Origin of the sequence: Acinetobacter sp. YH01019 (assembly GCF_013420285.1) — a bacterium.
Lineage (GTDB): Bacteria > Pseudomonadota > Gammaproteobacteria > Pseudomonadales > Moraxellaceae > Acinetobacter > Acinetobacter gandensis.
Genome location: NZ_VOYM01000040.1, coordinates 19,742 through 32,276, shown reverse-complemented (window position 1 = coordinate 32,276; position 12,535 = coordinate 19,742). Strand labels below are relative to the sequence as shown.

General features: G+C 34.6%; 11 protein-coding genes. 6 read left to right on the top strand and 5 right to left on the bottom strand.

The window, feature by feature from the left end; all coding sequences use genetic code 11:
- The first annotated feature begins 1,480 nt into the window (after positions 1-1,480).
- Positions 1,481-2,317 (top strand): ParA family protein, encoded by an 837-nt coding sequence (locus FTT84_RS10410; protein WP_032055048.1) that lies wholly within the window; start codon positions 1,481-1,483, stop codon positions 2,315-2,317.
- A gap of 9 nt (positions 2,318-2,326) precedes the next feature.
- Entirely contained in the window at positions 2,327-3,388 is a 1,062-nt protein-coding gene (locus tag FTT84_RS10405; protein ID WP_005005876.1) for a ParB/RepB/Spo0J family partition protein, read from the top strand.
- Between the two features lie 44 nt (positions 3,389-3,432).
- On the opposite strand, the gene FTT84_RS10400 is transcribed toward FTT84_RS10405, so the two are convergent.
- The 5 genes from FTT84_RS10400 to FTT84_RS10380 form a co-directional block, all read right to left on the bottom strand.
- Positions 3,433-4,260 (bottom strand): hypothetical protein, encoded by an 828-nt coding sequence (locus tag FTT84_RS10400; RefSeq protein WP_166135305.1) that lies wholly within the window; start codon positions 4,258-4,260, stop codon positions 3,433-3,435.
- On the bottom strand, positions 4,257-5,363 hold the full coding sequence (locus FTT84_RS10395; protein ID WP_180081129.1) for a ParM/StbA family protein: 1,107 nt from the start codon (positions 5,361-5,363) through the stop codon (positions 4,257-4,259). Before FTT84_RS10395 ends, FTT84_RS10400 begins: the two co-directional genes overlap by 4 nt.
- 305 nt (positions 5,364-5,668) lie before the next feature.
- On the bottom strand, positions 5,669-6,964 hold the full coding sequence (locus tag FTT84_RS10390) for an ATPase, T2SS/T4P/T4SS family (protein WP_005005886.1): 1,296 nt from the start codon (positions 6,962-6,964) through the stop codon (positions 5,669-5,671).
- A 27-nt stretch (positions 6,965-6,991) separates the two neighbouring features.
- Positions 6,992-7,801, bottom strand: a complete 810-nt coding sequence (locus tag FTT84_RS10385; RefSeq protein ID WP_005005889.1) for a type IV secretory system conjugative DNA transfer family protein — start codon at positions 7,799-7,801, stop codon at positions 6,992-6,994.
- 37 nt (positions 7,802-7,838) lie between these two features.
- A complete protein-coding gene (locus FTT84_RS10380; protein WP_005028631.1) occupies positions 7,839-8,285 on the bottom strand; it encodes a DotD/TraH family lipoprotein in 447 nt (148 codons plus the stop codon).
- A 1,076-nt stretch (positions 8,286-9,361) separates the two neighbouring features.
- Between FTT84_RS10380 and FTT84_RS10375 the strand changes: the two genes are divergently transcribed.
- The 4 genes from FTT84_RS10375 to FTT84_RS10360 all read left to right on the top strand — a co-directional run bounded on the left by FTT84_RS10375 (position 9,362) and on the right by FTT84_RS10360 (position 12,525).
- Positions 9,362-10,582: a hypothetical protein gene (locus FTT84_RS10375; RefSeq protein ID WP_228719351.1), complete on the top strand. Its 1,221-nt coding sequence runs from the start codon at positions 9,362-9,364 to the stop codon at positions 10,580-10,582.
- The gene (locus FTT84_RS10370) at positions 10,583-10,870 is read left to right on the top strand and encodes a hypothetical protein (protein WP_032055042.1); all 288 of its coding nucleotides are present in this window, start codon (positions 10,583-10,585) and stop codon (positions 10,868-10,870) included.
- Positions 10,871-11,003: 133 nt separating this feature from the next.
- Positions 11,004-11,564 carry a DotI/IcmL family type IV secretion protein gene (locus FTT84_RS10365; RefSeq protein WP_228134816.1) on the top strand — a complete coding sequence of 187 codons (561 nt, stop codon included), beginning with the start codon at positions 11,004-11,006 and terminating at the stop codon, positions 11,562-11,564.
- Positions 11,565-11,577: 13 nt separating this feature from the next.
- Positions 11,578-12,525 (top strand): DotH/IcmK family type IV secretion protein, encoded by a 948-nt coding sequence (locus FTT84_RS10360; protein WP_005005900.1) that lies wholly within the window; start codon positions 11,578-11,580, stop codon positions 12,523-12,525.
- Positions 12,526-12,535: the final 10 nt, after the last annotated feature.

The window sequence follows — 12,535 nt, the reverse complement described above, 5'->3', positions numbered from 1 at the left end:
TTACACGGAAAACTTTAAGCTTTTCCAAGAAGAAAGAAAATCATGAAGCTGTCTTGCATCTATTTTTATTAAAATACAATCAAGACATGAAAGATAGGTGGTTAACACGTCACATTTAGACACTACCAAAGAATGAATAAGAAGCCCTCCCCTACTAGACATTTAAGTGTATTAATCGCCTATATTATAAATTTCTCTATAAATATTGTTGGTAGTCTTTTTAGTGAATAGGGCACTCCCCTACTCAGCTAATATAGATCATTTTCAGTTGTGCATTTCACTACGTCTACTCATTTGTTTAACTGTAAGTAGTAGTAAGCCCTCCCCTCTTCTTGGCAACTCCCCTGTTATCAGTCTGATAATGAAAAAACCACGATTAGGAATCGAAAGCCATTATCAGCCTGATAATGAAAAAACCAACGATTAAGAATCTAAAGCCGTTATCAGTCTGATAATGAAAAAACCAACGATTAAGAATCTAAAGCCGTTATCAGTCTGATAATGAAAAGATCAACGATTAAGAATCGAAAGCTGTTATCAGCCTGATAATGAAAAAACCACGCTAAGGAATCTAAAGCTGTTATCAGCCTGATAATGAAAAAAACCACGCTTAGGAATCGAAAGCCATTATCAGTCTGAAAATGAAAAACAACGATTAAGAATCGAAAGCCGTTATCAGTCTGATAATGAAAAAACCACGCTAAGGAATCTAAAGCCGTTATCAGTCTGATAATGAAAAAACCACGATTAGGAATCGAAAGCCATTATCAGTCTGATAATGAAAAAACCAACGATTAAGAATCTAAAGCCGTTATCAGTCTGATAATGAAAAAATCAACGATTAAGAATCGAAAGCCATTATCAGCCTGATAATGAAAAAACCACGCTTAGGAATCTAAAGCTGATATCAGTCTGATAATGAAAAAATCAACGATTAGGAATCGAAAGCTGTTATCAGACTGATAATGAAAAAAACCACGCTAAGGAATCTAAAGCTGTTATCAGCCTGATAATGAAAAAAACCACGCTAAGGAATCTAAAGCTGTTATCAGCCTGATAATGAAAAAAACCACGCTAAGGAATCTAAAGCTGTTATCAGTCTGATAATGAAAAAAACCACGCTAAGGAATCTAAAGCTGTTATCAGTCTGATAATGAAAAAATCAACGATTAAGAATCGAAAGCCGTTATCAGTCTGATAATGAAAAAACCACGCTAAGGAATCTAAAGCTGTTATCAGCCTGATAATGAAAAAAACCACGCTTAGGAATCTAAAGCTGTTATCAGTCTGATAATGAAAAAAACCACGCTTAGGAATCTAAAGCTGTTATCAGTCTGATAATGAAAAACACATAAGATATGGACACATGTTAGGCATATAGATTGAAAAAGTTAAAATATATTAAAAATAAAGTGAAAAAGTATTTTAAATATTTTTCAAATATTGTATTGTTTGACTTTACTTGAAAGGTGATTGAAAAATGCAAAAGAACTCAGGAAAAACTTATATTTGTACAAGCATCCATTTTAAAGGTGGTGTGGGCAAAACAACATCTACAGTGAATTGTGCTGCTAAGCTTGGAAAATTAGGTTATACGGTTTTAGTAATCGACTTAGATAGCCAACGTAATGCAACAAAACATATTTCAAATGTTCCAGATATTGACGATATAGATGGCACTCTAAAAGATATTTTTGAAAACTATAAAACAATTAACATCCACGATGTTATACAAGGTCCAGATAAAACCAACTTTGAAAATGTATCTTTGATTCCTTGTGCTAAAAACATTCGTGATGTTGAGATCAATATTCAACGTTCTAGTCCAGTTCCTAATGAAATTATTAGAAGTGTATTAAGAAAGATAAAAGGGGATTTCGACTTTATTTTGTTAGATTGTCCACCGCGAATGGAAACTTTAACTTTTAATGCTTTGTTAGCATCAAACAGTTTATTAATTCCATTACAGGGTGAATACAGTATTCAGGGTTTGGAAGATATACTTAACTCTATGGATGATTTAGAGACAAGCAATCCAGATTTAAAAATTCTATCGCCAGTACTAAACTTTTATAACAAGCGTAATACAGTGGATCTTACCTTGGCTGAAGATATTCGCAATGAATATGCTCAACCAAAATTACAAGAAAAACTGGTAAATAAGGAATTAATCTGTATTCCAAATGCTACGGTTTTTAGTCAAGCATCATATGTTAAGTGTTCCGTATTTGATCTGGATGCTGGAAAAGAAACACCAGCAAAACAAGCAATTAATCAACTTGTAGATCTAATGGTTTCTGAATACAAAAAATTATAAGGTGCTGATATGAACTTTAAAGACAAAGTAAAAAGCATGAAAAAAACACCTGTTGCTAATGCAACAGGGAGTGACGCTCAAGTTACTGATGTAAAAGAAAATACAGCGACTCCAGCCATAGAAGAGGGGAGTCTTAACCCACTAGCTAAGCGAGAAACAAAAAATATTGTTAGCGGATCTCATTTAGAATCAATCGACATTGATTTAATTGATCCATCACCTTATCAACCACGTATCATGAATAAACGTGTATATGAGAAGTTGCCAATTTTGGCTGCTGATATAGAAATTAATGGACAAATTAACCCAATTACTGTTCGACAGAAGGGTAATCGTTACGAGTTAATTGCTGGTGAGAGACGTTTTAGAGCAATTAAAGAGATTTTAAAGCTAAAGAGAATTACTGCTTTAGTTAAAACATCTATGAATGATGATAAAGCTGCTATAACAGCTTTATTGGATAATACTGCTAGACATAATCTTACAGATTTTGAAAGCATATTAAAAATCAAGCAATTATGTGAAGAGTTCGGTTATCCTTTTGAAAGTTATGAATTTGTTACTGAAAAATTTGCGATTGATAAGTCGAAGTATTTCCGTCTCAAATATATTCTAGACTTACCTGAGTTCATTTTGGACTCTTTGAACGAAGATCCTGAGCTAATTTCTGGATATATTGCTCAAGAAGTGAATACCGCAATAAATAAAGCTTTAGAAACTAAAACCGAAAAAGCAATTTTCGACTTGTTAAGACCAGAATGGGATAAATACGTTGAAGAATTTAAATCCACGGGCAAGCGTCATAAAGGATTTATAGCTATTTTGAGTGAAGAAGAAAAAGCAAATAAGGCGACTAAGCCTGAAAAAACTGAAGAAGCTACTACTGAAGAACAATCGAGTAAGAATAAATTCGATTTTAAAACAGATAAGGGCGTTAAATTTGGTTCTATGAGTTCTGAATGTGGTACCAAAGGTAAGAGTGTACTTAAGTTGCGAGTAGCCTTGGATGCCGATATTACAGAAGAGAAAGCTAGAAAAATTGAAGAGTTTTTTAAGAGCTTGAATGATTGAAGTTTCAAAACTTTGAATGAAAAAAACCGGCATTGCCGGTTTTTTTATAATAGATCTGGATTAAAAGTCTTGTTAAGCCAATCCGAATTACTTGGATTGGTTACTGGTTTTGATTCAGATACGTTTTGACTTGGTTTAGCATTGTTAATTTCGGATGTTTCGGTATTTTGAGATGTTTCAACGGTAGGGGAGTGGTCCTGAATGTTTTTATGTTCAGTATGTTTAGCTTCCTTTATCTTAACTGCTTTTTGAACAGGAACCTCCTTGCTCTTGATAGAATCAGTTACGGGCTTTTTAGGTGATTGTTCACTTTTCTCCTTACTACTTTCTGGTATTTGTATGGTGATATGATCAAGATACTTTTTTTCAAGATATTCAATATCATACACATAGTAAGCAGTATTAAACTTGGAGTATGTTTCAACACAAGTACTTAAACCAAACCTTAATAGGAAAGAATTGACAGAATATAGGCTTGCCATATCCTCATTAACTTCATACAACTTATAAAGGTATGAAAGCTCAATTAGAACCGCTATACCAGCATGTAAAACAGCAGTTATGTAATTTCTACGAAGCTTTCCTTGAGGATGTTTTTTAATTGAATTAAATAGTTTTTGATTTGCATTTTTATCTATTTTCATTCGTACAGGCTGTGCAAACATCTCGTCTATTTCATTTTGCACTGGCGCATTTAGAAAAATCTTCTGCTTGTCAGTACAAAAGATAAATCCCAAATACAGCAGACTTAAACTAAAAGCGTTTAAGTCTAGACCTGGTAGATTTCTATTAACACTACTAATCACATCAAGATCTTCTCTTGTTAAGTGAATTAATTGATAGGATAGTTGTATGTAGTTTGAATCTGTCATTTGATTTCTGCGTACATTTTATACATGTATTTAGCTAACTTATATAAACCTTTAGCATTGGCGTACTCTGGTGATTCTGCGATTCTTACGTTCGGTAAGTCGTACTTTTCTTTAATCTCTTTTTCAAGAAAAGCTGCACCGCCTCCACAAAATAATACTAATGCTAAATCATCTCCTCCACCGATCTGTTTAGAGATAAAGTTATTTAATTCGATCATGAATTCGTTTTTAGCTTGCTGAATTAAACCTCTAATATCTTTGGCTTGAGATCCTATACCATAATTTCCAGATTTTAGTGCGAAATCTAGCCAGTTAGCGTTAACCGTTTTATAGCCAGATTCAAGAATTAAGCTAGTGATTCGTTCATAGATGGTAAGAATACCAAGGTTACGTGATGTAGAACGATGGCCATCAAGCATGTTTCCTCCATCTAATGTGACTACAATATCAGTGGTTTTACCGCCAATATCGATTACAGCACATTCAGAACTTATTAAAAGATCACTATCTTCTGACCCGTTTCCGTGTACATCAATAATCTCATTAAAATAAGCTGTTTGAGCTTCACATTTAACAATATGTCTTTTAATGATATTAAGCGGTTTACCAGCTTTATGATCTTTTAAGTTGTAGCAAACATCACCATTGAGTAGAAAATTAGTTTTCATATCAATAAGTGGCATGTTTTTGGTTTTTTCAGGTGTGTAATAGCGACTAACAGGAAGTGAAGTAGCGATTGCAAACGCTCTACCATCATATGTTCCGATATGGTCAATATAGGCCTTAATTGCCTGGTGTATTAGTGCCTTGTTATATTCAGATGTCGGGTATTCATCTGTTCTGGTATCTAGAGGAACACTACTATTGATCTTCTTACCAACTGTATAAAGGTTTTCATTAACTTTAACCACATAATAGTCAGTAGATTCCTCTTCGCCAGTGAGGACTTTTCCTGAATAAGCAATACTAGGAATAGTCAGTTTGATTTCATTTCCATCTGGATCTAGACCAGCATAAAGCTTTGTACCGCCATGTCCATCATCAATACCTAGAACAATATAACGTTCTTCAATCGCTGGTTTTTCATTTTGAGTATTTTTCATAAGTTTACCTTTCAATTTTTCAAGATTTACAACGAGTAACGTCTTCTACCGCGTCTAGTGTATTTATTGCCCCCAAAAACTAAGCGTCTAAGAGCAGAGGGGATATAGCTGTATTTGTATTTAAATACTTTTTCAATAACCAATGTTGCTACTATCAAGCCGATGAAAAGCATAAGTTTGAATAAGGAAAACTTAATAACAACAGCTAGAAAAGGTATAAACAAATATCCGTTTAAACCGCCCCATAGGATTAGATTTAATCTAAATTGCGACCAGTGTGCATATTGATCATCCATATTCGCCTCTTAATAAATCAGTTTGTAATAGTAGTCTTCATGCAAACGACCAGCTTTGAGTAGATCGTCAGCTTGTTTCCTGAAACTCTTACTGATGTTTGGATCTGAACCATCAGAATTAATCATTAACTCTCGAATAAACTTCTGTTGAGCATGAATATCATCAATTAAAAGCAATTGTTCTTTAAGTTGAGGTGATAAAATTAAGTGTTCCCTTACAGCAAATACCTTGCCGTTCACATCTTTAACAAGACGTTGAGCAATCAATGTATAAACTGAACCAATAATGTCAGCTGCAGCCTGAAGATGTTCTTCATGCTTAAAGCGCTTCAACATACGTGGAATAATTTTGTCTACTGTGGTTGCGTGAACCGTTGCAAAAACAGGGTGGCCAGTTAAAGAAAGTTCTAGAGCTGCAGAAATTGTTTCTTTATCTCGCAATTCACCGATTTCAACTGCAGCAGGACGTCTACGCATCGCCTCTCTATTTGCATCCGCAAAAGTCTCGAAGTTATTGGGGATTTCACTTTGACTAACAATACTGTGTGTGCTTTCAATTGCGTCATACTCGTATTCGATAGGCTCATTGTGAGTTAAAATATTTCCACGAATATGAGTATTATTTTCCAACACATAGCGAATATTTGAAGCTAGTGTTGTACTTTTACCAGAACCAGTGATACCGCCGATGATGTAGCAACCATTGTGAGGTAGCGATCTATTGATGAAATCTTCATCTAAACCCACTTTTGAAAAGTGAGGGGGGATGCCAGAAATTGTACGTAACGTTATCTGAAAAGAATCTCCAGATCCACGATACGAAGTTCGAGATACGTTCACACGAAAGTTATAACGAGTTTCCTTACCTGAAGCGTCTTTCTGCAGAATACGATATGCCTTATTAATAAACTTATTATTAATAAGGACTAAGTAGGCATTTTCATCAGCAATCGTTCTTAGGATGTGTAAAGCTTCATCACGATTGATAATACGGTGTGTTAACGAATATAAGTCCAAGTCTTTCATCATTGTGATGGGGCGATCTGGACTAATGAAAATATCTGAAGCACCATGAGCTAATGCTTCATATAGAAGACTTTCAAATTCATCGCGACTTTTAAACCCTTGTTTCGGATCTTTGTATGTCGTTATGGCTGTTAATGTAGCCAAACCAAAACCACGACTAGAATCGTAGTCTTTGCGAATGTCTTTGGTAGCTGTCAGAATCTTATTTTCAGATCCTTTAATCTTGTTAACATCAAATAATGCAGATTTTGCTTTTAATGTCGAAACCTTCATTTGCATTTAAAACTTCCAATTGAGTTAGCGAACTTAAGGTTCGCTAACAAGGTTAATTTTTGGAATTTGATAGCTAGGTGCAATTTGTTCAGGTTGGAGAATTGGTTTCCAAGTTTCAATATTTGAATTGAACTGCGGTAATTGTTGGATTTGAAGCAATTTCATATCAAGAGCAATAGTGTCTTGTGTAGAAGTAACAGCCAGTGATTGACTGCTAATTGCTGGCATTGATAACTTGCCCTCTAAAACAAACTTATGGAAAGTAACCATCCCCAAATAATCTCGTTTAAGACGATCTACTGCATCTTCAACAATATTTCGGCCCTCAACTAAACCCATTTCATAAGACTTAGCAGCAGTCTCTTTCCATATTTTTCGTTCTTGTTCGTTAGCTGGTAACATTTCTTTCGGAATGAAAGTCACGTAATCAACATTGCTATCAAGTGTAGGGAAAACAAGGTACTGACGCCAATCAGGTGCACGAGTACTGAAACGAGCTTGTTTCAAGATTTTATAAGTCTGCTTAGTCGTCTTGTACGACATGGCATTAGGTGTCTCAGTTACATCTTTTGATTCAATAATAACCGGGGGAACAACAACACCTTTGATCATGTAAGGTTTAAAGTTAAAGATTGTATCAAGGTTACGCTCTTGGCTTTTGATGACCTCACGAGAGTTGCTTAAATACGTATTGATCCCTAACTTAATACCTTTTTGCTTAACCAATTCAAGCATGGCTTCATAACGAGCTTGCTGTTCAACATTACTAACATGAACTTCTAAAGAAGACTGGTTAGATGGGTTTAGTAGCTCTTGTAATGAAGCATTATTAGAGTAGTCCATAAAAACTCCAGATATTTATAAAAGGATTTAAAGGGTGTTAGTTATAAGTCAATAAAATACTTTTATTTTGATGATCTAGAGTTATCGAAGCAGTATTTAAATATGCAGAAATATTGCGTAAAGCTTCTACACCCGTAACACGCTTTTTATTAAAATTAACAATTGGAAGCTCATGGGTAGGACCAGCTTCTACAAAACGGTATCCGTATTGGCTAGAAATACTTTTAATTAAAGGTATTGGATCGCCTATGTAGTCGATATTTAAAAGGTCATGGTTGATGCTACCTTGTTTCTTCTGAGCAGTTTGCATTTGAATTGCAGTAGAGTTCTTTAAATTCTGTTGTGCAATTAAAGCCTCTTGAGATGCTTCAGATATAATAGATAAAGGGCTTGCTACGTTTAATTGCGTTACATCACGACTAGCACATCCAGACATCATTAAACCAATTGCAAGAACGCTTAAAAGCTTTTTATTGTGCTTCATTTTTACTCCGGATTAAGTGGGTATAAAGACAAAATGATTTTAGTCTAAAAACTTTTAAAATGCACTTTATTAATTATAAAAAACCCCTTAAAAGGTATAAAGCCGACTTTTAGACACTCGCTTAAACCTAATTTATAAGCTTTAACGTATATCTAAGGCCGTTCTTTAGGCAGTCGTACCTGGCCTAAACAAGACAAATCTGTAAAAAATACTCTTTTTAGGTGCATTGTCTGTCCAAAACAATGCTTTTTTTTAGTAGTACTTATCTGAAATAGAAATACAACGTACTTTTTTCAATCAATTGTAGAGAGTAAATGAGCTCTTATAGTTTGCTAGACGTCTTTTATAATCCTTTATAGTCTTATTCTTTCTTTTTATTATCTTTATTGTTCTTTTTTTAGAATAAATTTTATACAGAAAATAACAAACTAGATTTAGTTTATTTTTTACTTAAAATATTGTTAATACTGTAATTTATATTTTACAATATAGAAGTACATTAATAAAGATGTTTATATACTTTTTTAATTAACAATAAAAATATTAATGTGATTAATGCAATTTATTTATAAGTCAGCTTCTTTAATATTAAATAAATTGATAAAAACTGTTTGAAGAAAAAATTCATCTTGGTATATACCATTACTAATTTAAAACTTTAAAGACATTACAACTACTACTTATAAAAACCTACCCTATGGTTTAGTGCTGTGCATCTTAAATATAAAGTTTTACACCTTAAACACCAATTAAACTGCAATAATGATGTGCTTAGAGTCGTATTTATCCCTAAAAATTTAAGGCATCAGCACTGGCAAAAGACTATTGAAACTACGCATATCAAGCACTTCACTGTAAAAAAGGCCCACTGTGTTTTTATGATTTCTCAACTTCATTTTTTTGATTTTTCCACTGTACTAACAAGAGAGGAGTCAAAAAAGACATTTGCATTTATTGGGCTTAAAAGTGAAAAACATTTTGCTTAAAGTGAAAAACGTTTTAACGAGTACTTTTAGAAAGGTGTTTAACGTTGTAGTATGTGCTCATGTTTTGTATGTGGATTAAGGGTGGTAGTGGTGAGCAGTTTTGAGAATCCTAATAGCTATCCAAAGACATTAAAAGAATATACAAGTCGTATAGAAGATTTTCCGTATTCTACTAAGACTAAATATGATATTGAGCTTAAGCAAAAGATTGATAAACATTTAGATAGTTCAGAGCTAGATTTAAAAATGTTATATGAAAACATATATTCTGAATTTAAAACTAAATCTGAAAATGGATATTATGCGGAATCTACATTTAGAACATATCGTGCATATTTAGTATATGGAATCGGTCTAAAGCTTAATGAGCTAAATAATGGCTCTATTAATGATGAAGATATAGATGCTGGTTTTGATGAATATTTTTTAGAAGAACTATATTTAAGAATCATTAACACAAAATATACAGCTAACAAGGACAAACCTAAGCGTACTTCTGAGCTGAAAACAAAGTACTTTGAACGCACGTTTTACAACTACTTGGTAAGAGAATTCGAACATAAGAACGAGAGTAACACTAGGATTGGTGAGTTTGATCGGATGATGGTTGCTTTTGTTGATGCCAATCTTGTTGTTGGATTGCGTCCTGTTGAGTGGTTTTCCGTTTCATTCTGTTGTGCAGTAAAAGGACCAAAACTGATCATGATTGTGGAAAATGGCAAGGCTACACATGGTCGGGCTAATGGACTTAAAAGGTATTTAATACTTGATGACCTTAAACATGAAGATCAAGAAAAGATATACCTTTACTGGAACTTGCTAAATAGGTATGTGAGAAAGGTATCTAGTTTAAATAAAAGTAGTGGCTATACCTTTGGATGGGATGAAAAACAGACTTTTATTAAAATACTGCAAGAGCGTTTACGTTTAAGTTATATCAATTACTTTAAACTTAGAGGCAAGGTTTTAACTAATGAAGATCAACGACCTACTTTATACAGTACAAGGCATCAATGTATTGCAAATGCTAAGGTAAAGGGTATTGATAAGTTTGTGATAGCTGGTGCTTTTGGACATGCTGGTAAAGATACTGCTTCTAACTTTTATGGGCGAAAGTGGAGAGGCCATAGTGGTTTTAGTATAAAGCCTACTTTAGATTCTATTGAAAACGTTAATGGTAGCCATGAATTTGTTAAAACACTTTTAGCTAATAACCTAGATACCTTTTATTATTTTGATCTTAATATAGCAAATGAGTTTAATACCGACTATTATAAGGACGAATTAAAGTCGGGTTTAGTGATTGACTAAATGGATAACTCTAAAACTAATTTGACTACTTCAACATGGGGCTCTCCTTACGCTGAAGTATCAATAATAGGTAAAAGAAAATACGCAAGGCTTTTAAGAGTGTTGGTTGGTACGTTTGCCTCATTGTGCATTTTAACCGTTTTAACAACGCTTAGTTTTGTGGCTTTTAAACTCACCACAACAGATTTCGAATCTATGGTTTTTGATGACGGCACACCAGTTAAGTGTGTGCTTAGCTCTAAATCAGATCGTCCAATTCCATCTGTTATATATCAGCCAGCGAAATAGGAGTGCTGTTGTGTCTAAAGACAAATCTAATGAAAACGCTGAAATAGGTTCTTGTGATCCTAGTCTTTGGCTAAGAAAACAGGTGGATGAAAAAGATAAGGAGATTGCAAAGTTAAGACGATGGCTTGTTTTCGTGTTTTTCGCTTTTATCGTGAGTGCTGTTCTTGCGATGATTATTTTTGCTGCCTTTAATGCATACCCTAAAGTTAAAGCTGTTCAAACAGTAGATAACTCGGTTATCTGTCCAATCGAAGCATCAAAAAACCCTCGCGTTACTGACGTTGTTATTTCTGAATTCGGTAAGAGTGCAATACTTTCTGTCTACAACTTTGATTTCTTGAACTGGCGTGACGTTATTAACAATGCTGGTTCAATGTATTTCACTGAGGGCGGTAAAGATTCATTGATGAAGCAAATCGCTCAATCACAAACAGTTGGCACAATCGTACAAAACAACCTAACGATGCGAACTACTGCTACTGATGTTCCACAAATCGAAAACCGTGATTTACATGCTGCAGAACCTAGTTGGACTGTTCGTGTTCCTATCACTACTCAATTCTTTTTAGGTGACAAACAACCTAAAGAGACTCACCGCTTCATTGCGACAGTTACTATTGTTGAGCATCCACGTTCTTATCTGAACTACAACGGTATTGCTGTTAAGACAATTACGTTAACTCCAGCGCGTTAATTGGATGAAACTTATGAAATTGAAAAAATTATCTTTGGCTCTTTTTGCTTCTACTGCATTAACTACAATAGTTAATGCTGCTGATATGCCCCCGAATACTTTTGCGGATGCTCAATCTCCTTTGGTTGCACCTGAGGTAGTTGATACAGCATCGGAAATTGACAGACAGGTTCACAACCTTGTTGGTTTGCAGTTCACACCTGAGCAAACAAAAATAGTTAAAGGACTTTTGTTGCAACAAAAACGAAGCCTTTCTAGTCCTTATGTAAATACGCCACAAGCGAAAACCCGTAGTTTGGGTATTTCATTAAACCCTGGTGAGGAACCGCCAGTAATTCGTTTAAGCGCTGGCATGCTATCTACTATTGTCTTTACCGATTCTTCAGGAAATCCATGGAACATTGAAAAGATTTCTTTGGACCGTGGACGTTTCTCAGATGGTTTGGGTGAGCAAAACGAAAAAGAGCCAGATGAAATCCCTGAAACTAACATCCTTTCAATCGAACCATTAGATCCAGCTGCTTTCGGAAACGTAACGGTCACATTAAAGGGATTGGGTGCTCCAGTAATTTTGATGTTAGCTACTGGCCAACGTGATTTAGATGTTCGTGTAGACGCACGTATACCTGGTCGAAGCCCAACAGCCAAAGCTATGTATTCAACAGGCAATCAAACATCGATTATTCCAGATGGTGTGAGTTTGCAATTTATGGATGGCTTGGCGCCTGAAGGTGCTGTCGAAATGCGAACCGATAGTCCTAATGTCCGTGCTTGGAAGTTTGGTGGCTATATATATGTGCGTAGTAACTTTGGTGTTATTCAACCAGCCTTTTTGAGTTCTTTCCGCGCTAACAACGGTATGAAGATCTTCCGTTATGAAGATTCTGAAGATCTGAAATACATCACATTTTCAACGACTGGCGGTACACCTAAAACTGTTTACCTCGAAGACGCATTTTAAGTCATTAAGT

Bases quoted from the DNA above. Each gene is read 5' to 3' on its own strand.
- FTT84_RS10390 (WP_005005886.1), bottom strand. From the start codon at position 6,964: ATGCAAATGAAGGTTTCGACATTAAAAGCAAAATCTGCATTATTTGAT.
- FTT84_RS10400 (WP_166135305.1), bottom strand. From the start codon at position 4,260: ATGACAGATTCAAACTACATACAACTATCCTATCAATTAATTCACTTA.
- FTT84_RS10370 (WP_032055042.1), top strand. From the start codon at position 10,583: ATGGATAACTCTAAAACTAATTTGACTACTTCAACATGGGGCTCTCCT.
- FTT84_RS10380 (WP_005028631.1), bottom strand. From the start codon at position 8,285: ATGAAGCACAATAAAAAGCTTTTAAGCGTTCTTGCAATTGGTTTAATG.
- FTT84_RS10360 (WP_005005900.1), top strand. From the start codon at position 11,578: ATGAAATTGAAAAAATTATCTTTGGCTCTTTTTGCTTCTACTGCATTA.
- FTT84_RS10405 (WP_005005876.1), top strand. From the start codon at position 2,327: ATGAACTTTAAAGACAAAGTAAAAAGCATGAAAAAAACACCTGTTGCT.
- FTT84_RS10395 (WP_180081129.1), bottom strand. From the start codon at position 5,363: ATGAAAAATACTCAAAATGAAAAACCAGCGATTGAAGAACGTTATATT.
- FTT84_RS10410 (WP_032055048.1), top strand. From the start codon at position 1,481: ATGCAAAAGAACTCAGGAAAAACTTATATTTGTACAAGCATCCATTTT.
- FTT84_RS10385 (WP_005005889.1), bottom strand. From the start codon at position 7,801: ATGGACTACTCTAATAATGCTTCATTACAAGAGCTACTAAACCCATCT.